Annotated in this window: 17 protein-coding genes; 14 read left to right on the top strand and 3 right to left on the bottom strand. The window is 52.7% G+C overall.

The genetic code is table 11. The features are described 5' to 3' along the window. The first annotated feature begins 8 nt into the window (after positions 1 to 8). Positions 9 to 1301, top strand: coding sequence for a threonine synthase (gene thrC / locus AB7038_RS12805; RefSeq protein WP_369453437.1), 1293 nt, complete (start codon positions 9 to 11; stop codon positions 1299 to 1301). Between the two features lie 113 nt (positions 1302 to 1414). Here thrC and yaaA read toward each other — a convergent pair whose 3' ends face one another. Next, positions 1415 to 2206, bottom strand: coding sequence for a peroxide stress protein YaaA (gene yaaA, locus AB7038_RS12810; RefSeq protein WP_072872032.1), 792 nt, complete (start codon positions 2204 to 2206; stop codon positions 1415 to 1417). A 321-nt stretch (positions 2207 to 2527) separates the two neighbouring features. On the opposite strand from yaaA, the gene tal reads away from it, so the two are divergent. From tal to AB7038_RS12840, 6 genes are all read left to right on the top strand, one after another. Continuing rightward, positions 2528 to 3481, top strand: coding sequence for a transaldolase (gene tal, locus AB7038_RS12815; RefSeq protein WP_369453438.1), 954 nt, complete (start codon positions 2528 to 2530; stop codon positions 3479 to 3481). Positions 3482 to 3587: 106 nt separating this feature from the next. Continuing rightward, on the top strand, positions 3588 to 4172 hold the full coding sequence (mog, locus tag AB7038_RS12820; protein WP_025153833.1) for a molybdopterin adenylyltransferase: 585 nt from the start codon (positions 3588 to 3590) through the stop codon (positions 4170 to 4172). 121 nt (positions 4173 to 4293) lie between these two features. Further along, complete coding sequence (locus AB7038_RS12825; RefSeq protein WP_036409266.1) at positions 4294 to 5592, top strand: MFS transporter; 1299 nt, start codon at positions 4294 to 4296, stop codon at positions 5590 to 5592. Between the two features lie 314 nt (positions 5593 to 5906). Further along, positions 5907 to 7829, top strand: a complete 1923-nt coding sequence (gene dnaK, locus AB7038_RS12830; protein WP_072872035.1) for a molecular chaperone DnaK — start codon at positions 5907 to 5909, stop codon at positions 7827 to 7829. A gap of 102 nt (positions 7830 to 7931) precedes the next feature. Continuing rightward, positions 7932 to 9077 (top strand): molecular chaperone DnaJ, encoded by a 1146-nt coding sequence (dnaJ, locus tag AB7038_RS12835; RefSeq protein WP_004237124.1) that lies wholly within the window; start codon positions 7932 to 7934, stop codon positions 9075 to 9077. 452 nt (positions 9078 to 9529) lie between these two features. Beyond that, entirely contained in the window at positions 9530 to 9790 is a 261-nt protein-coding gene (locus AB7038_RS12840) for a hypothetical protein (protein ID WP_369453439.1), read from the top strand. 12 nt (positions 9791 to 9802) lie between these two features. Here AB7038_RS12840 and AB7038_RS12845 read toward each other — a convergent pair whose 3' ends face one another. Then, a complete protein-coding gene (locus AB7038_RS12845; protein ID WP_072872038.1) occupies positions 9803 to 10645 on the bottom strand; it encodes a DMT family transporter in 843 nt (280 codons plus the stop codon). Between the two features lie 252 nt (positions 10646 to 10897). Here AB7038_RS12845 and nhaA point away from each other — a divergent pair, with 252 nt between their 5' ends. Continuing rightward, positions 10898 to 12076: a Na+/H+ antiporter NhaA gene (gene nhaA / locus AB7038_RS12850; protein WP_368889781.1), complete on the top strand. Its 1179-nt coding sequence runs from the start codon at positions 10898 to 10900 to the stop codon at positions 12074 to 12076. Between the two features lie 90 nt (positions 12077 to 12166). Beyond that, positions 12167 to 13096 carry a transcriptional activator NhaR gene (gene nhaR, locus AB7038_RS12855; protein WP_004237129.1) on the top strand — a complete coding sequence of 310 codons (930 nt, stop codon included), beginning with the start codon at positions 12167 to 12169 and terminating at the stop codon, positions 13094 to 13096. A gap of 61 nt (positions 13097 to 13157) precedes the next feature. Here nhaR and rpsT read toward each other — a convergent pair whose 3' ends face one another. Further along, positions 13158 to 13418 carry a 30S ribosomal protein S20 gene (gene rpsT, locus AB7038_RS12860; protein ID WP_015422441.1) on the bottom strand — a complete coding sequence of 87 codons (261 nt, stop codon included), beginning with the start codon at positions 13416 to 13418 and terminating at the stop codon, positions 13158 to 13160. Positions 13419 to 13769: 351 nt separating this feature from the next. Between rpsT and ribF the strand changes: the two genes are divergently transcribed. From ribF to ispH, 5 genes are all read left to right on the top strand, one after another. Further along, positions 13770 to 14714, top strand: coding sequence for a bifunctional riboflavin kinase/FAD synthetase (gene ribF / locus AB7038_RS12865; protein WP_368889780.1), 945 nt, complete (start codon positions 13770 to 13772; stop codon positions 14712 to 14714). Positions 14715 to 14741: 27 nt separating this feature from the next. Then, on the top strand, positions 14742 to 17555 hold the full coding sequence (gene ileS, locus AB7038_RS12870; protein WP_369453440.1) for an isoleucine--tRNA ligase: 2814 nt from the start codon (positions 14742 to 14744) through the stop codon (positions 17553 to 17555). A 3-nt stretch (positions 17556 to 17558) separates the two neighbouring features. Beyond that, entirely contained in the window at positions 17559 to 18080 is a 522-nt protein-coding gene (lspA, locus tag AB7038_RS12875) for a signal peptidase II (protein WP_004242137.1), read from the top strand. A gap of 60 nt (positions 18081 to 18140) precedes the next feature. Next, on the top strand, positions 18141 to 18572 hold the full coding sequence (fkpB, locus tag AB7038_RS12880; protein WP_368889778.1) for an FKBP-type peptidyl-prolyl cis-trans isomerase: 432 nt from the start codon (positions 18141 to 18143) through the stop codon (positions 18570 to 18572). A gap of 112 nt (positions 18573 to 18684) precedes the next feature. After that, positions 18685 to 19635: a 4-hydroxy-3-methylbut-2-enyl diphosphate reductase gene (ispH, locus tag AB7038_RS12885; protein ID WP_368889777.1), complete on the top strand. Its 951-nt coding sequence runs from the start codon at positions 18685 to 18687 to the stop codon at positions 19633 to 19635. The last annotated feature ends 131 nt before the right edge of the window (positions 19636 to 19766 follow it).

Here is a 19766-nt window from a genome sequence, read left to right on the forward strand (position 1 = left end):
GGTAAAAAATGGAACTGTACAATTTAAAAGATGAGAGTGAAAAAGTCAGTTTTGCACAGGCGGTAAAACAGGGGCTGGGACGCGGACAGGGGTTGTTCTTCCCGCGTGAGATCCCGTTTTTTGCGGCAGCGGAAATGGATAAGCTGCTGGAGATGGATTTTGTCAGCCGCAGCACGGCCATTCTGCATGCCCTGATTGGTGATGAAATTCCGGAAGCTGAGCTGGCAGCGCGTGTCCGTGCCGCCTTTGCCTTCCCGGCACCGCTCAATCCGGTGGAGCCGGATGTCGCCTGTCTGGAACTGTTTCACGGCCCGACTCTGGCATTCAAAGATTTCGGCGGGCGTTTTATGGCCCAGGCGCTGGCTGCCGTTGCCGGTGACAAACCGGTCACCATTCTGACCGCCACTTCCGGGGATACCGGTGCGGCAGTAGCACACGCCTTTTACGGCCTGAAAAATGTGCAGGTAGTGATCCTCTATCCGCAGGGAAAAATCAGTCCGTTACAGGAAAAATTGTTCTGTACCCTCGGCGGCAATATTCACACCGTGGCGGTGCAGGATGATTTCGATGCCTGTCAGGCACTGGTGAAACAGGCATTTGATGATGAGGAACTGAAACAGACGCTGTATCTGAACTCGGCAAACTCCATTAATATCAGCCGTCTGCTGGCACAAATCTGTTATTACTTTGAAGCTGTGGCACAGGTTCCGGCAGAAAAACGTGGTGAACTGGTGTTTTCGGTGCCGAGCGGTAACTTCGGTGACCTGACCGCCGGGGTGCTGGCGAAAGCGATGGGGCTGCCGGTGAAACGCTTTATTGCCGCGACCAATGCCAACGACACGGTGCCGCGCTATCTGGCGGACGGACAGTGGAAACCGGTGGCGACGGTGGCAACGTTATCCAATGCTATGGATGTCAGCCAGCCGAACAACTGGCCGCGTATTGAGGCGCTGTTTGCGCGCGAAGGCTGGTCACTGAAGGATCTGCGTTCCGGTGCGGTAAGTGATGACGAAACCCGCGAAACCATGCGCGACCTCGCCGCGAAAGGGTATATTTCCGAGCCGCATGCCGCGATTGCGTATCGTCTGCTGCGCAGTGATTTGCAGCCGGGCGAGTACGGTATTTTCCTCGGCACGGCGCATCCGGCAAAATTCCTGGAGAGTGTGGACGCGATTCTGGGCAGTAAACTGCCGTTACCGGCTGAACTGGCGGAGCGGGCTGATTTGCCGCTGCTGTCTGCGGTATTACCGGCGGATTTTGCGGCGCTGCGGAACTATCTGCTGAAGACAGTGAAGCCGTAACTTCTTATCAATCAGCGATAGCGTGATGATAACGGGTAAGAGAACAAAAAGCATACTGCGCCACGGATGGCGCAGCTGAGCGTACAGGGAGGTATTTACAGCGGCTTTTTGTTTTACCCGTTATCAGAACCGGTACCTTCCGGTCGTGTAAACACCAGTTCCCGTTCACCGGACTGACTTTCGTCAAAACGGTAACCGTCGAGGTTAAATTCCGTCAGCTGAGATGGTTGTGTCAGGCGGTTCTGAATAATAAACCGGCTCATCAGGCCGCGTGCTTTCTTCGCATAGAAGCTGATCACCTTGTACTTGCCGTTTTTCTCATCGAGGAAAACCGGTTTGATAATCACCGCATTCAGTTTCTCCGGCTTCACCGCTTTAAAGTATTCATCAGAGGCCAGATTGACCAGCACATTATCACCCTGTGCGGCCAGTGCCTGATTCAGATTTTCCGTAATAATATCCCCCCAAAACGCATACAGATCTTTGCCGCGCGGATTGGCGAGTTTCGTCCCCATTTCCAGACGGTATGGCTGCATCAGATCCAGCGGGCGCAGCACACCGTAGAGGCCGGAGAGCATACGCAGATGCTGCTGGGCGAAATCAAAATCAGCTTCACTGAAGGTTTCCGCCTGCATCCCGGTATACACATCCCCTTTAAATGCCAGAATCGCCTGGCGGGCGTTGTCCGGCGTGAAATCCGGCTGCCACTCCCCGAAACGGGCGGCATTCAGACCCGCCAGTTTGTCACTGATATGCATCAGCGAGCCGATATCCGCCGGAGTCAGTTTGCGGCAGGTTTCCATCAGGGCTTCTGACTGCGTCAGCAGCTCAGGCTGAGTATGGCGTTCAGTGGCTAACGGGCTGTCATAGTCGAGGGTTTTGGCAGGGGAAATAGTCAGCAGCATGGTCGGCTCCGGTCTGATATTGTCATTATTAAGGGTACTCTACCAAAAAAAAGCACAGAGCGGGCAAATCACTGTAATTGGTGATATGCACAAAACAGGAGACACTCCGGATTACCGCGGAATAACGGCGGATCACCGGTGCGGCACCGGATTTTCCCTGCTTGCGCGGCGGGCTGTCCGTGATATTATCAGGTGCAGTTGCGGCATATTGCCATCTGTACTCGTTATACTTCAGGGTTCCCGGGTGTTGACTACGCAAAGTTCACCGGCAGGCATCCCGAATTATTCCGGATATCTTCTGACATAAGATGAGAGACGAAAATGACCGATAAATTAACTTCCCTGCGTAATCTGACCACGGTCGTGGCCGATACCGGTGACATCGAAGCGATGAAACTGTACAAACCACAGGATGCCACCACCAACCCTTCTCTGATCCTCAATGCGGCGCAGATTCCGGAGTACCGTAAGTTAATTGATGATGCGGTGACCTGGGCGCGTGCACAGAGCGATTCACGTGAACAGCAGATTATCGATGCCGGTGACAAACTGGCGGTGAATATCGGTCTGGAGATCCTGAAACTGATCCCTGGTCGCATCTCCACAGAAGTGGATGCCCGTCTCTCCTATGACACGCAGGCAAGTATCGCGAAAGCAAAACGTCTCATCAAACTGTATAATGATGCCGGCATCAGCAACGATCGTATCCTGATCAAACTGGCCTCCACCTGGCAGGGTATCCGTGCTGCGAAACAGCTGGAAAAAGAAGGCATCAACTGTAACCTGACACTGCTGTTCTCCTTTGCTCAGGCGCGTGCCTGTGCGGAAGCAGGTGTGTATCTGATTTCTCCGTTCGTTGGCCGTATCCTCGACTGGTACAAAGCAAACAGTGACAAGAAAGAGTTCGCACCGGCAGAAGATCCGGGCGTGATTTCAGTGACTGAAATCTACAACTACTACAAAGAGCACGGCTACAAAACCGTGGTTATGGGCGCAAGCTTCCGTAACTCAGGTGAAATTCTGGAACTGGCCGGTTGTGACCGCCTGACCATCGCCCCTGCACTGCTGAAAGAGCTGTCAGAAGCGACTGGTGCGGTTGAACGCAAACTGGAATACAAAGGCGAAGTGAAAGCGCGTCCTGCACCGCTGACAGAAGCTGAGTTCTACTGGGGCCACCACAGTGATGCAATGGCGACCGAGAAACTGGCGGATGGTATCCGTAAGTTTGCGGTAGACCAGGGCAAACTGGAAAAAATGATCGCCGATCTGCTGTAATCGTTATAATACAGTCAGATACAGGGGGCAGCCGGCAGGCTGCCTTTTTTGTTTCCGGCGGCAATGCTATGCTGTGCCCCGGAGTCAAAATGACGTTGAGGTGACTATGAACAATGTGTTGCGCATCGGTCTTGTCTCGGTTTCTGACCGCGCATCCGGTGGTATTTATGAAGATAAAGGCATTCCGGCCTTACAGGCATGGCTGGAAAAAACCATCACCACGCCTTTTCAGACAGAAACCCGCCTGATCCCGGATGAAGAAGCGATGATCAGCCAGACGCTGTGTGAGCTGGTGGATGAATTCGGCTGCCATCTGGTGCTGACAACCGGCGGAACCGGCCCGGCGCGGCGTGATGTGACTCCGGACGCAACACTGGCGGTGGCGGATCGCGAAATGCCGGGCTTCGGCGAACAGATGCGCCAGATCAGCCTGAAATTTGTGCCGACGGCAATCTTATCCCGCCAGGTGGGCGTGATCCGCAATCAGTCACTGATCCTCAATCTGCCGGGTCAGCCGAAGGCTATCGCTGAGACCCTGGAAGGGCTGAAAGATGAAAACGGCAACGTGATGGTTTCCGGTATTTTTGCAAGTGTACCGTATTGTATACAGTTGCTCGACGGGCCTTACATTGAAACTGACCCTGAAATTGTCGCGGCGTTTCGTCCGAAATCAGCAATAAAGCCGCAGTAGCACTGCGTTTTCAGCATAAAATAAAAAACATTCCCCCGGACACCTTTCTTGTCCTATGATGCGGTTATCCACTTATGTAAAGTAAAGATAACAGCAATGTAAAGACAGGAAAGGTGAACCCATGGCACAGACCATTCCCCGGACACTCAACCGGCAGGATTATAAAACACTCTCTCTCGCGGCCCTGGGCGGCGCACTCGAATTCTACGACTTTATTATTTTCATCTTTTTTGCCGTCACTATCGGTAAGCTGTTCTTCCCGCCGGATATCCCTGCGTGGCTGGTGCAGATGCAAACCTTCGGGATCTTTGCTGCCGGTTATCTGGTACGCCCGCTGGGCGGTATTGTGATGGCACACTTCGGGGATCTGGTCGGGCGCAAGAAAATGTTCTCCCTCAGCATTCTGCTGATGGCGGTGCCGACACTCTGTATCGGCCTGCTGCCGACCTATGAATCTATTGGTATTGCCGCGCCGTTACTGCTTTTATTAATGCGGGTGATGCAGGGGGCTGCGATCGGCGGAGAAGTGCCGGGCGCCTGGGTCTTTGTCTCCGAGCATGTGCCGAAGCATCGTGTCGGCATCGCCTGCGGCACACTGACGGCGGGGCTGACGGTCGGTATCCTGCTCGGCTCGCTGGTGGCCATGATGATGGCGACACTCTTTACTGAGGCGCAGCAACTTGCCTGGGGCTGGCGTGTACCGTTCTTCCTCGGGGGGATTTTCGGGTTTGTGGCGCTTTATCTGCGCCGCTGGCTGGCGGAAACCCCTATTTTTCAGGAGATGAAGCAGCAAAAAGCACTGGCGAAAGAGCTGCCGCTGAAAACCGTGGTGGTGAATCACAAAGAAGCGATTGTGATCTCCATGTTGCTGACCTGGCTGCTCTCCGCCGGGGTCGTGGTGGTGATCCTGCTGACACCGGCGTATTTACAGACGGAGTTCGGCCTGGCAAAAGCGGTGGTGTCTGTTGCTAATATGACCGCGATTCTGGCGCTGTGCGCCGGGTGTCTGGTGGCGGGTTATCTGTGTGACAAACTGGGTGCCTCTGTGGTCTTTACCTTCGGCAGTCTGCTGCTGGCGGTCTGCACCGGCTATTTTTATCTGACCGCCGGTGAACCGGGTACGCCGCTGTCGCTGACCTACGGGCTGGCCGGATTCAGTGTCGGTGTGGTAGGTGCGGTGCCGTTTGTGATGGTGAACAGCTATCCGGCTGAGATCCGCTTCAGCGGTATTTCGTTCTCCTACAACCTTTCTTATGCCATTTTCGGCGGACTGACGCCGGTGGTGGTCACGCTGTTCCTGAAATGGACCCCGCTGGCACCGGCGTATTACATGCTGGGGCTTTCACTGATCGGCCTGCTGCTGGGGCTGTATATGGGGAAAGCGGCGGTGCGTCAGCGGATGATGGTGTTCAGCTCCTGATAAACCCCGCTGTCCGTGCTGTGTGAATGCCGTGCTGATGTGACTGTCAGCGCGGCATTTTTCAGTGTTTCATCATTTTCTTTTAAATAATCTGTTTTTTTTTCATTTTCCCCTTGATGAATGTATTTATGGCCCCATCTACTTGTCATCGGAAACTGAAACTCAGTTGAATCCCCTTTAACGCTGCGGATGTCCGGTACCGCCGGAAATGTTCCGGGTAACGGGTGAGTGAAAAATTTTTTCTTGAAAAGTGAAAATTGAACCTCATATACATCGGTAGCGTAAGACGAACAGAATTATTCGGAGGCCTTTAGATGGGTAAAATTATTGGTATCGACTTAGGTACAACCAACTCTTGTGTTGCTGTAATGGATGGTAATCAGGCACGTGTCCTGGAGAACGCAGAAGGCGACCGCACAACGCCGTCAATTATTGCGTATACACAGGATGGTGAAATCCTGGTCGGTCAGCCGGCAAAACGTCAGGCTGTTACCAATCCGCAGAACACACTGTTTGCAATCAAACGTCTGATTGGTCGTCGTTTTGACGATGAAGAAGTGCGCCGCGATATGAACATCATGCCGTACAAAATTGTCGGCTCTGATAACGGCGACGCATGGGTGGAAGCAAAAGGCCAGAAAATGGCACCACCACAGGTTTCTGCTGAAGTCCTGAAAAAAATGAAGAAAACCGCTGAAGATTATCTCGGCGAGCCGGTAACCGAAGCGGTTATCACCGTACCTGCTTACTTTAACGATGCTCAGCGTCAGGCAACCAAAGACGCCGGCCGTATCGCAGGTCTGGATGTAAAACGTATTATCAACGAACCGACTGCTGCGGCACTGGCTTACGGCCTGGATCGCGAAGTGGGTAACCGTACTATCGCGGTCTTCGACCTCGGTGGTGGTACTTTCGATATCTCCATCATCGAAATCGATGAAGTTGACGGCGAAAAAACCTATGAAGTGCTGGCAACGAACGGCGACACACACTTAGGTGGTGAAGACTTCGACAGCCGCATGATCAACTATCTGGTTGAAGAATTTAAGAAAGAACAGGGTATCGATCTGCGTAACGACCCGCTGGCAATGCAGCGTCTGAAAGAAGCTGCCGAGAAAGCGAAAATTGAGCTTTCTTCTGCACAGCAGACTGACGTTAATCTGCCGTATATCACGGCGGACGCGACCGGTCCTAAACACATGAACATCAAAGTGACCCGTGCGAAACTGGAATCACTGGTTGAAGATCTGGTTAAACGCTCTATGGATCCGGTCAAAGTTGCATTACAGGATGCCGGCCTGTCAGTGAATGACATCAATGATGTTATCCTGGTCGGTGGTCAGACCCGTATGCCGCTGGTTCAGAAAACTGTTGCTGATTTCTTCGGTAAAGAGCCGCGTAAAGACGTGAACCCGGACGAAGCTGTGGCTGTTGGTGCTGCGGTACAGGGCGGTGTGTTAGGTGGTGATGTTAAAGACGTGCTGCTGCTGGACGTTACCCCGCTGTCTCTGGGTATCGAAACCATGGGCGGCGTGATGACTCCGCTGATTGCGAAGAACACCACTATCCCGACCAAACACAGCCAGGTGTTCTCCACAGCGGAAGACAACCAGTCTGCGGTAACTATCCATGTTCTGCAGGGTGAGCGTAAACGTTCCGGTGACAACAAATCACTGGGTCAGTTTAACCTGGATGGTATTCAGGCTGCTCCGCGCGGTATGCCGCAAATCGAAGTTACTTTTGACATCGATGCCGACGGTATCCTGCATGTGTCCGCGAAAGACAAAAACAGCGGCCGTGAGCAGAACATCACCATCAAGGCTTCTTCCGGTCTGAACGAGGAAGAGATCCAGAAAATGGTACGTGATGCCGAAGCGAATGCCGAAGCTGACCGTAAGTTCGAAGAGCTGGTACAGGTTCGTAACCAGGCAGATCAGCTGGTTCACGCTACCCGTAAACAGATCGAAGAAGCGGGCGACAAACTGCCGGGCGACGATAAAGTGAAAATCGAGCAGGCGGTGAGTGAGCTGGAAATCGCAGCCAAAGGCGAAGATAAAGCGGCTATCGAAGAGAAAACGAAAGCGCTGATCGACGCTTCTGCCAAACTGATGGAAATTGCCCAGCAGCAGGCGCAGGCAGGTGCAGCAGGTGCTGATGCCGCGCAGGATGCAGGTAAAAATGATGATGTTGTTGATGCTGAATTCGAAGAAGTTGACGACAGCAAAGACAAAAAATAAGGCCCTTAGCGGGCGCGGTGATGACTGTTATTAATCACTGAAAACCGGCACGGGCGTTGAGGAAACTCTGCGCCCGTGTGCTTGTGTTAAGGGACAAAACGGATGGCAAAAAAAGATTACTACGAGGTGTTGGGCGTCTCGAAATCTGCGGATGACAAAGAGATTAAAAAAGCCTACAAACGCCTTGCGATGAAATATCACCCTGACCGTAATCAGGGCGATAAAGACGCGGAAGATAAATTCAAAGAAGTAAAAGAAGCATACGAGATCCTCACCGATGCACAGAAACGTGCGGCTTATGACCAGTACGGCCACGCAGCATTTGAGCAGGGCGGTATGGGCGGTGGCGGCGGATTTGGCGGCGGCGGTTTCGGCGGTGCTGACTTCGGTGATATCTTTGGTGACGTCTTCGGTGATATTTTTGGTGGTGGTCGCCGTCAGCAACGCGCGGCACGCGGAGCAGACCTGCGTTACAACATCGAACTGACCCTTGAAGAAGCGGTTCGTGGTGTGACCAAAGAGATCCGTATTCCGACCCTGGAGACCTGTGATAAATGTCACGGCAGCGGGGCGAAAGAAGGTACTGAGCCGCAGGAGTGTCCGACCTGTCACGGTATGGGTCAGGTGCAGATGCGCCAGGGCTTCTTTGCGGTGCAGCAGGCGTGTCCGACCTGTCACGGCCGCGGCAAAATCATCAAAGATCCGTGCAGCAAATGTCATGGTCACGGGCGTGTTGAACGCTATAAAACCCTGTCAGTCAAAATCCCTGCGGGGATGGACAGCGGTGACCGTATCCGTCTGACCGGCGAAGGTGAAGCAGGCGAAATGGGGGCTCCGGCAGGCGATCTGTATGTCGAGGTTCACGTCCGCCAGCACAATATCTTCGAGCGTGACGGCAGCAATCTCTACTGTGAAGTGCCGATTGGCTTTACGGTTGCGGCGCTGGGCGGTGAGATTGAAGTTCCGACACTGGACGGACGCGTTAAACTGAAAATCCCGGCGGAAACCCAGACCGGCAAACTGTTCCGCATGAAAGGCAAAGGTGTCAGACCGGCGCGCGGCGGAATGCAGGGCGACCTGATGTGCCGTGTGGTGGTGGAAACCCCGGTGAAACTGAGCGAAAAACAGAAAGAACTGTTACGTGAGTTCGGTGAATCTGTTGATGGCCAGAGCGGTCACAATAACACCCCGAAAGCAAAACGCTTCTTTGATGGCGTGAAAAAATTCTTCGATGACCTGACCAAATAAGTCATTATCAGATAAGTGATATCATAACCGGCCGGGATAATGTTCCCGGCCGGTTTTTTTTTGTGCTTTCTGCAAGCATTTAGAGCTGGTTTTTTATCTTGCTTTAACAATATTACGATTAAGGCAAACAATATGAAAATCACCGGTCAGGCAGTATCTGTTACAGAACTCATTAAGGATACGTCAGAGCGATTCGGAAACGGCGGACTCAGTCGTTTTATCTCAGGGATACAAAATGTGTCAGAGCCACAGTTTTGCTGCACAAAAGAGCAGGCTGAATTGCTGGGAACCAGAAACTTTACGGCTTTGAAGAATGCGTTCGGACATCTTGTTGCGGGATGGGATATGACTCCGTTTAAAAATATCGCAGATGAAATCAAGGGATACCGGGAGAACCAGCCAATTCTCTCACGTTTCTGCAAAGGCCGTGTTCTGGATGAAATTCAGAAACAATGTACTATATTGAAATCAATAAGGATTGTAGCCGTTCTCCTGTCTCGTTCCATGACGCAACACTGCCGGATTCCACGGTTTATACGACCAAAGAGATTATGGGGAAACATCAGGATCTGGGACTTTTTGTGCCAGAGAAAAGCCTGCGCGCCGTAAAGTATGGTACTCCGGTAAATATTGCCGACCCGAAACTATCAATACCGGTGAACATTCAGACCAGCGGCCCGGTTGAGCTGCCGGCAACTGAGGCGGTTGTATAATAAAAAACCGGACTAACCGCCCAGTTTTGTCACAATCACCCCGGCCACAATAATACAGGCGGCCAGAATCCGGGTGGGTGTCAGCTTTTCTTTCAGGAAATACGCGGAGAGCAGCAGTGCGAACAGCACGCTGGTCTCCCGTAACGCCGCGACAATCATAATCGGTGCCTGTCCCATCGCCCATATCACAATGCCGTAGCTGAAGATTTGCAGGATGCCGCCGGTCAGCCCGGGCTTGCTGTAACGCAGAAAATCACGGGTGAAATGGTGGCGGTAACGGGCAAAACCCATCACTACCATCACCAGTCCGTTCAGGGCGAACAACCAGAAAATATAAGTCAGTGAGTCTGTGCTGCTGCGGGCGCCGAAGCCGTCGGAGAGTGTATAACAGGCGGTAAAAAGGGCGGTGATCACTGCATAGATCAGCCCGCTGCGGGCATGTCCGGAAACCCGGTGTTTCAGCGCGGGAAGGATAACCCCGGTGATAATCAGCAGAATACCGGCTAAAGAGAGCCACGGCAGATGCTCACCAAACAGAAGTACCGCAAACAGGGTAGTCAGCAGCGGGGCACAACCCCGGGAAACCGGGTAAATCTGGCTGAGATCGCCCTTTGAATACGCTTTGCTCAGACAAATGGCATAACCGATGTGGAAGAGGGCAGACAGCAGCAGCCACTTTACCGCTGCCGCATCCGGCAGACCCAGCCAGAGCAGGGCGGGAACAGAGACCACGCCGGACCAAATGGTCATCACCGCGATACCCAGAAAGCGATCCTGACCGAATTTAATCACCGCATTCCAGGACGCATGGAAAAAGGCAGCAAACAGTACAGCAATAAACAGCGTGGCGGACATGGGATAACCTGTTTTATTCAGTGAGCGGTGGTAACGACAGCAGAATATCCGCCGGTATGAGGGATCATACGATACACTTCACAGAAACCAAAATGTTAATATATAGTTAATTGTTGAGTGTTTGTCAGGAAATTCTGTGATTAAAACCCTTATTGATCAGAAATTTCCGAGTTATTATTGCCGAATAATCTGCTTTTTTCGAGTTAATTGTTTGCATATTATTAACGCCGACAGTCTTAAAGGAGTTAACCCATGACCGCAATTATCCGACAGTTCTTAAAACTCGAAGCCGCAGGCGGCATACTGCTGATTATTGCCGCGCTGATCGCGCTGGTAATGGCGAATACGCCGTTATCTGCGTTGTATCAGTCGTTTCTTGATATTCCTGTTGCTGTAAAATTTGCGGCACTGGAAATTGATAAGCCCTTGTTATTATGGATTAATGACGCCCTGATGGCGATATTTTTCCTGGTCGTCGGGCTGGAAGTAAAAAGAGAGCTGATGACCGGTTCTCTGGCCGGGCGCGACAAAGCGATGTTTCCGGCGATTGCCGCACTCGGCGGAATGATAGCCCCGGCGCTGGTCTATCTGCTGTTTAACGGCGGGGATGCCGCCGCTGCACAGGGCTGGGCGATTCCGGCCGCAACCGATATTGCCTTTGCCCTCGGCGTGATGGCTTTACTGGGCAAGCGGGTACCGACAGAGCTGAAAGTCTTTCTGCTGGCGCTGGCGATTATTGATGACCTCGGGGTTATCGTCATTATCGCGCTGTTTTACACCAAAACCGTCTCACTGACAGCACTGTTGCTGGCCGCGCTGATGGTGGTTGTTCTGTGTGTGATGAACCTGCGTAACGTCAGCAATACCGCCGCCTATATGATTGCGGGGCTGATATTGTGGGTGTGTATTCTGAAATCCGGTGTGCACGCAACCCTGGCCGGGGTGATCGTCGGGTTCCTGATCCCGTTGCGCAGTAAAGATGGTGAGCACTCACCGTCAGAGGAACTGGAGCATGTGCTGCATCCGTGGGTGGCATTTCTGATCCTGCCGCTGTTTGCCTTTGCCAATGCCGGTGTCAGTATTCAGGGGATTTCATTTGATGCACTGATGGGCACACTGCCGCTCGGGATTCTGCTCGGTCTGTTTGTCGGTAAACCGCTGGGGATTTTCACCGCATGTCTGATTTCGGTAAAACTGGGCTTTGCAAAACTGCCGGAGAGGATTACTCTTAACCAGATATTCGCTGTATCGGTGTTATGCGGGATCGGTTTTACAATGTCTATCTTTATCGCGGGACTGGCATTTACCGGGCTTCCGGAAGCATTTAACACCTACTCCAAGCTGGGAATTCTGATTGGTTCTACCATGGCGGCAGTTACCGGGTTGTTCCTGCTCCATTCCGTGTTACCGAAGAAAACAGTCCGGCAGTAACCCGTTATTCACCGGCCTCCCCGGCCGGTGAATACAACAGAATTTCCGAGTTAATCATCAAAAAAGATAAGGTATGTACCGGGAAAAACTATGCGAGTCTCCCATTTAAACTACAATCACCTCTATTATTTCTGGCACGTCTGCAAAGAAGGTTCGGTGGTGGGGGCGGCAGAAGCGCTCTATCTCACCCCGCAAACCATTACCGGCCAGATCAAGGCGCTGGAAGAGCGTCTGGACGGTAAGCTGTTCAAACGTCAGGGACGCGGTCTGGTGCCGTCAGAGCTGGGGCAGCTGGTGTTCCGCTATGCGGACAAAATGTTTATGCTGAGTCAGGAAATGCTGGATATTGTCACTTACAGTCGCGAATCCAATCTGTTGTTTGATGTCGGGGTTGCGGATGCACTGTCAAAACGTCTGGTCAGCAAAGTGCTGGAAACGGCGGTGATGGAGCATGAGCAAATCCATCTGCGCTGTTTTGAATCCACGCACGAAATGCTGCTGGAGCAGCTCAGCCAGCACAAACTGGATATGATCCTCTCTGACTGCCCGGTAGACTCCACTCAGCAGGAAGGGCTGTTCTCCGTGAAGCTCGGGGAATGCAGTATGAGTTTCTACTGTCGTCAGCCCGCGCCGCAGAAGCCGTTCCCGGAATGTCTGGAAGAGCGCCGTCTGCTGGTGCCCGGCCGCCGTTCGATGCTTGGCCGTCAGTTGCTGACCTGGATCCGCAATAAAAACCTGGAAGTGGAAATCCTGGGTGAATTTGATGACGCGGCACTGATGAAAGCATTTGGTATGTATCACAATGCGATTTTTGTGGCACCGTCGCTCTACACCAAAGGCATTTTTGCGGACAGTGATGTTGTCGAGCTGGGAACGGTGGATACCATCAAAGAAGAGTATTATGTGATTTTTGCCGAGCGTATGATTCAGCATCCGGCGGTTCAGCGGGTGTGTAACAAGGATTTCTCTGCGCTGTTCAGCGGTTCGCAGTCGGCTGCGGATGCCGGTTTACCGGACTGAGGCAGAAAAAAGACATAAAAAAACCGGCATCAGCCGGTTTTTTTATGTCTGCACAATCAGATTACATTGCTTTGATCTGAGCAGCCAGGTTCGCCTTATGACGGGCAGCCTTGTTCTTATGGATCAGGCCTTTTGCAGCGTGACGATCCACAAGTGGTTGCATGTCATTAAATGCGTTCTGAGCAGCTTCTTTGTCGCCGGCAGCGATAGCAGCGTAAACCTTCTTGATAAAGGTGCGCACCATAGAACGACGGCTAGCGTTATGCTGACGACGTTTTTCAGACTGAATGGCGCGTTTCTTAGCTGATTTGATATTAGCCAAGGTCCAACTCCCAAATATATTCTTCGAGGACAATACAAAGGTGGAGGAATATGCCTGCTCCGCTTTATTTTGTCAATGGATTTGTGCAAATATGCGTCGTTGTACAGCGACGCAAATGTACGTTGTGATGGGCGGGGATTTTATCAGTTTACGCAGCGGGAATACAGCCCTTACACGGAAAAAAGTCGCCGGAATGGTAAGATTCTGACGAAAAAAATTATTTTTCACTTTCCGCAGAGGGGGATGCCCCGCTTTTTGTACAGAGAATTCGCGATTCAGCCGCATTAGTGGGTTAACCTGACGCGGCGGACAAGGTATAATCGGACTAATTTTGACTGTATTGAGCCGGCTATGGAGCTAATTCGCGGTACTCACAATATTCGTGCGCGTCACCATGGTTGCGTGCTGACTATCGGTAATTTTGATGGCGTTCATCGCGGACATCAGGCATTACTGACACATCTGGCGCAGGAAGGAAAACGCCTGGGGCTGCCGTCGGTCGTCATGATCTTCGAACCGCAGCCGCTGGAATTTTTTGCCCCGGATAAAGCGCCGGCACGCCTGACCCGGCTGCGCGATAAGGTAAAATATCTTGCGCAGTACGGTGTGGACTACTTATTGTGTGTTAAATTCAGCAAACAATTTGCATCACTGACACCGGATGCCTTTATCTCACATCTGCTGGTTGAACAGCTGGGAGTGAAGTTTCTGGTGGTCGGGGATGATTTTCGTTTCGGAAAAAATCGCCAGGGCGATTTTAACGGGCTGTGTGAGGCGGGGAAACAGTATGGTTTCACGGTCCGCAGTACGGAAAGTTTTTGTGATAACGGCAAACGGATCAGCAGCACGGCCATCCGCCGCGCGCTGGAAAACGACGATCTGGCGCAGGCCGAAGCACTGCTCGGGCACCCCTACCGCATCAGCGGGCGCGTGGTGCACGGCAACGAACTCGGACGCACCATCGGTTTCCCGACAGCCAATATCCCCCTGAAACGTCTGGCCGCACCGGTAAACGGTGTGTACGCTGTGGACGTATACGGCCTCGGGCCGCATCCGCTGCCGGGTGTGGCCAATATCGGCTCCCGCCCGACAGTACAGGGCAAGGGCCAGCAGCTGGAAGTTCATCTGATTGATGTGTCTATGGATTTATACGGGCAGCATCCGGATGTGGTACTGCGCAAGAAATTGCGAAATGAACAGCGGTTTGCCTCGCTCGATGAGCTGAAAGCGCAAATCGCGCGGGATGAGATTGCGGCAAGGGAATTTTTACAATCCAACCCCTCGTTATGTGTTTAACGGAATAATATTGGAACTGAGAATCGAATGAGTGACTATAAAAATACCCTGAATCTCCCGGAGACAGGGTTCCCTATGCGCGGGGACTTAGCAAAGCGCGAACCTGATATGCTGAAACGCTGGTACAAAGAAGGTCTGTACCAGGCGATCCGTAAAGCCAAAACCGGTAAAAAAACATTTATCCTGCATGACGGCCCTCCGTATGCAAACGGCAGCATTCACATTGGTCACTCAGTCAATAAAATTCTCAAAGATATTATTATTAAATCCAAAGGCATGGCCGGTTTCGACTCCCCGTATATTCCGGGCTGGGACTGCCACGGCTTACCGATTGAACACAAAGTTGAACAGGTGATTGGCAAGCCGGGTGATAAAGTCACACCGGCTGAGTTCCGTGCTGCCTGCCGTGAATACGCAAAAGAGCAGATTGAAGGCCAGAAGGAAGACTTTATCCGTCTGGGCGTACTGGGTGACTGGGATCATCCGTATCTGACCATGGACTTCAAAACCGAAGCTCACATTATCCGCGCACTGGCAAAAGTGATTGCCAACGGCCATCTGGTCAAAGGGGCGAAACCGGTTCACTGGTGTACCTCCTGTGCCTCTTCCCTGGCGGAAGCGGAAGTGGAATATTACGACAAAACTTCCCCGTCCATTGACGTGCGCTTCACTGCTGTTGATGCGGATGCCGTCTGTGCCAAATTCGGCGTGAAAAATGACGGTCTGCCGGTTTCTCTGGTTATCTGGACCACCACGCCGTGGACTTTACCGGCGAACCGTGCGATTTCTCTGAATCCGGAATTTGATTATCAGTTAGTCCGCGTGAACGACGAGCGCCTGATTCTGGCCGCTGACCTGGTGGAAAGCGTGATGAAACGCGCCGGTATCACTAACTGGACTGTTGAAGCAGACTGCAAAGGCAGCGACCTGGAACTGCTGCATTTTAATCATCCGTTTATGGGCTTTGATGTCCCGGCTATCCTCGGCGATCACGTCACCCTGGATGCGGGTACCGGTGCTGTGCATACTGCGCCGGGCCACGGTCCTGACGACTATGTGATCGGCCAGAAATACGGCCTGGAAACCGCCAACCCGGTCGGTCCGAACGGCTGCTATGTCAGCGGCACCTATCCGTCACTGGATGGCGTGTTTGTACTGAAAGCCAATGACATCATTCTGGAACTGCTGAAAGAGAAAGGTGCACTGCTGCACAGCGAAAATATTTCGCACAGCTATCCGTGCTGCTGGCGTCACAAAACACCGGTCATTTTCCGTGCCACACCGCAGTGGTTTATCGGGATGGATGTGAACGGCCTGCGTCCGCAGTCTCTGAATGAAATCAAAGGCGTGAAGTGGATCCCGGGCTGGGGCGAAGCGCGTATCACCGCGATGGTGGAAAACCGTCCGGACTGGTGTATCTCCCGTCAGCGCACCTGGGGCACACCGATGTCTCTGTTTGTCCATAAAGAGACTCAGGAACTGCACCCGCGCACCCTGGAACTGATGGAAGCGGTTGCCAAACGTGTGGAAGAGCACGGTATTCAGGCGTGGTGGGATCTCGACCCGCGTGACCTGCTGGGTGATGATGCCGATATCTATGAAAAAGTGCCGGATACCCTGGATGTCTGGTTTGACTCCGGCTCCACTCACTTTGCTGTTGTCGATGCCCGTCCTGAGTTCCATGGCAATTCCGCAGATATGTATCTGGAAGGTTCTGACCAGCACCGCGGCTGGTTTATGTCCTCACTGATGCTGTCTACCGCGATGAAAGGCAAAGCGCCTTACCGCGAAGTACTGACTCACGGTTTCACCGTCGATGGTCAGGGACGCAAAATGTCCAAATCGCTGGGCAACACCATCAGTCCGCAGGATGTGATGAACAAACTCGGCGCGGATATCCTGCGTCTGTGGGTTGCTTCTACTGACTATTCCGGTGAAATCGCTGTTTCGGATGAAATCCTGAAACGCTCTGCGGATTCTTACCGCCGTATCCGTAACACCGCGCGTTTCCTGCTGGCAAACCTCAATGGTTTCAATCCGGAAACTGACATGGTGAAACCGGAAGAGATGATTGTGGCAGACCGCTGGGCTGTCGGCCGTGCACTGGCGGCACAGGCTGATATCCTGAAATCCTATGAAGCCTATGATTTCCATGAAGTGGTACAGCGTCTGATGCAGTTCTGCTCAGTGGAAATGGGCTCTTTCTACCTGGATATCATCAAAGATCGTCAATACACCGCGAAAAGCGATGGCCTGGCGCGCCGCAGCTGTCAGACTGCACTGTTCCACATTGCGGAAGCACTGGTTCGCTGGATGGCACCGATCATGTCCTTCACCGCTGATGAGATCTGGAATGTGATGCCGGGCAAACGTCCGCAGTACGTCTTCACTGAAGAGTGGTATGACGGCCTGTTCGGGCTGGATGCACAGGACAGCATGAACGATGATTACTGGGCAACGCTGCTGGCGGTGCGTGGTGAAGTCAACAAAGTGCTGGAGCAGGCACGTGCTGATAAACTGATCGGCGGCTCGCTGGAAGCAGCGGTGACCCTGTATGCGGATGATGCCCTGGCGGCACAGCTGAACAGCCTGGGTAATGAACTGCGTTTCGTGCTTCTGACCTCTCAGGCAGATGTGAAACCGCTGTCTGCGGCACCTGAAAGTGCGGTAAACAGTGAGCTGGACGGCCTGCGCATCGGCTTCGGCAAAGCGGAAGGCAGTAAGTGCCCGCGTTGCTGGCATTACGCGACCGACATCGGTCAGGACAGTGAACATCCTGAACTGTGCGGCCGCTGTGTGACAAACGTAGCCGGAAACGGTGAAGAACGTAAGTTTGCCTGATAAATGAAAAAACCACTGTGTTCGACCGGATTGCGCTGGCTGTGGCTGGCGGTCCTGGTACTGGTACTGGATGCGATTTCAAAGCAGCTGATTTTAGCCAATTACGGGCTGCATGAATCCACATCACTGATACCGTACTTTAATCTGACCTACGTGCGGAATTACGGTGCCGCATTCAGCTTCCTCGCATCTCAGGGCGGCTGGCAGCGCTGGTTCTTCACAGCGGTGGCTATCGGTATCTCCGTGACATTACTGGTGATGATGTACCGCACCAGTGCGCGCAATAAACTCAGTAATATTGCCTATGCACTGATTATCGGCGGGGCGATCGGCAATCTGCTTGATCGCCTGATGCACGGTTTTGTGGTGGATTACATCGACTTTTATGTCGGTGACTGGCACTGGCCGACGTTCAACCTGGCGGACAGCTGGATTATCATCGGGGCGGGGCTTATTATTATTGAAAGCTTTATCCCTGACGGTAAGAAAAGCGACAAACCAGAGAACAAGACATCATCAGACTGATGACCCGAATATCCGCCGCCAGGCGGATATTTTTTATCTGATACAGAGAGTAATGATCATATGCAGGTTGCAGAACATCACAGCGTATTACTGGATTACACCTTAAAACTGTCTGACGGCTCGGTGGCGGATTCCACAGAAGCGCAAGGCAAACCGGCACTGTTCCGCCTCGGCGACGGCAGCTTGTCTGACGCACTGGAGCAGCAATTACTGGGCTTATCCGCCGGGGATAAAAAAACCTTCACGCTGCCCGGTGAGGCGGTGTTCGGCAAACCAAGCCCGGATCTGATTCAGTTTTTCTCCGCCGCCGATTTTCTGGAAGCCGGTCTGCCGGAAACTGGCACGATCATGCTGTTTACCGCGATGAACGGCAGCGAAATGCCGGGAATTATCAAATCTGTTACTGACGATTCTGTCGAGGTGGATTTCAACCACCCGCTGTGCGGACAGGATGTCACCTTTGATATCAGTGTGCGTGACGTTACCGCATAACAGACAGACCAATAATTAGCATTACGGTCCGGGGGACGGCTCTGGTATAGTAGCGCACAAATGTTGAATTTTTGTTTTACTGCCCGTCCGGGCGATAGTTTGGAGGCTGAACGTGCGTATTTTACTGGCTAACCCGCGGGGGTTCTGTGCAGGTGTTGACCGGGCAATCAGTATTGTGGAGCGGGCGCTGGAGTTATACGGTGCGCCTATCTACGTCCGTCATGAAGTCGTGCACAACCGCTATGTGGTCAATGATCTGCGTGAGCGCGGCGCGATTTTTATTGAGGAAATCGCTGAAGTGCCGGATAACGCCATTCTGATCTTCTCCGCCCACGGTGTCTCGCAGGCGATCCGCCAGGAAGCGCGTTCCCGCAATCTCACTATGCTGTTTGATGCCACCTGTCCGCTGGTCACCAAAGTGCATATGGAAGTGGCCCGCGCCAGCCGCAAAGGTAAAGAAGCGATTCTGATCGGCCACGCCGGGCACCCGGAAGTGGAAGGGACGATGGGGCAGTACAACAACCCGGAAGGCGGCATGTATCTGGTGGAATCCCCGGAAGATGTGTGGAAGCTGACAGTCAAAGATGAGGAAAACCTCAGCTTTATGACACAGACCACACTGTCTGTTGATGATACCTCTGAAGTCATTGATGCGCTGAATGCCCGTTTCCCGAAAATCATCGGGCCGCGCAAAGATGATATCTGCTATGCCACCACCAACCGCCAGGAAGCGGTACGGGATCTGGCGGCTCAGGCAGATCTGGTGCTGGTTGTCGGCTCCAAAAACTCATCAAACTCCAACCGGCTGGCAGAACTGGCGCAGCGGGTCGGAAAACCGTCTTATCTGATTGATTCCGCCGATGACATCAATCCCGTCTGGCTTCGTGATGTCGAGACTATCGGCCTGACGGCCGGGGCATCTGCGCCGGATGTGCTGGTACAGCAGGTGATCAGCCGCCTTCAGGAACTGGGGGCGGATGAAATCAGTCAGCTCGAGGGGCGTGAGGAAAATATTATCTTTGAAGTCCCGAAAGAGTTACGGGTGGATATCAAAGAAGTCTGACACAGCAAAGCAGAACGCAGGTTCTGCTTTTTTTTGTCTGCAGCCCTGTGAATACAGTTTTACTGATAATCGGCAGGCTGTATTGTGATTTTCTGATGATAGCGGCGGGTAACTGGTAATCCGGCCGGACA

The organism is Morganella morganii, from assembly GCF_041099235.1.
GTDB lineage: Bacteria > Pseudomonadota > Gammaproteobacteria > Enterobacterales > Enterobacteriaceae > Morganella > Morganella morganii_E.

Bases quoted from the DNA above. Each gene is read 5' to 3' on its own strand.
- thrC (WP_369453437.1), top strand. From the start codon at position 9: ATGGAACTGTACAATTTAAAAGATGAGAGTGAAAAAGTCAGTTTTGCA.
- fkpB (WP_368889778.1), top strand. From the start codon at position 18,141: ATGCAGGTTGCAGAACATCACAGCGTATTACTGGATTACACCTTAAAA.
- nhaA (WP_368889781.1), top strand. From the start codon at position 10,898: ATGACCGCAATTATCCGACAGTTCTTAAAACTCGAAGCCGCAGGCGGC.
- ileS (WP_369453440.1), top strand. From the start codon at position 14,742: ATGAGTGACTATAAAAATACCCTGAATCTCCCGGAGACAGGGTTCCCT.
- yaaA (WP_072872032.1), bottom strand. From the start codon at position 2,206: ATGCTGCTGACTATTTCCCCTGCCAAAACCCTCGACTATGACAGCCCG.
- AB7038_RS12825 (WP_036409266.1), top strand. From the start codon at position 4,294: ATGGCACAGACCATTCCCCGGACACTCAACCGGCAGGATTATAAAACA.
- AB7038_RS12840 (WP_369453439.1), top strand. From the start codon at position 9,530: ATGTACTATATTGAAATCAATAAGGATTGTAGCCGTTCTCCTGTCTCG.
- AB7038_RS12845 (WP_072872038.1), bottom strand. From the start codon at position 10,645: ATGTCCGCCACGCTGTTTATTGCTGTACTGTTTGCTGCCTTTTTCCAT.
- ribF (WP_368889780.1), top strand. From the start codon at position 13,770: ATGGAGCTAATTCGCGGTACTCACAATATTCGTGCGCGTCACCATGGT.
- tal (WP_369453438.1), top strand. From the start codon at position 2,528: ATGACCGATAAATTAACTTCCCTGCGTAATCTGACCACGGTCGTGGCC.
- dnaK (WP_072872035.1), top strand. From the start codon at position 5,907: ATGGGTAAAATTATTGGTATCGACTTAGGTACAACCAACTCTTGTGTT.
- nhaR (WP_004237129.1), top strand. From the start codon at position 12,167: ATGCGAGTCTCCCATTTAAACTACAATCACCTCTATTATTTCTGGCAC.
- dnaJ (WP_004237124.1), top strand. From the start codon at position 7,932: ATGGCAAAAAAAGATTACTACGAGGTGTTGGGCGTCTCGAAATCTGCG.
- mog (WP_025153833.1), top strand. From the start codon at position 3,588: ATGAACAATGTGTTGCGCATCGGTCTTGTCTCGGTTTCTGACCGCGCA.
- lspA (WP_004242137.1), top strand. From the start codon at position 17,559: ATGAAAAAACCACTGTGTTCGACCGGATTGCGCTGGCTGTGGCTGGCG.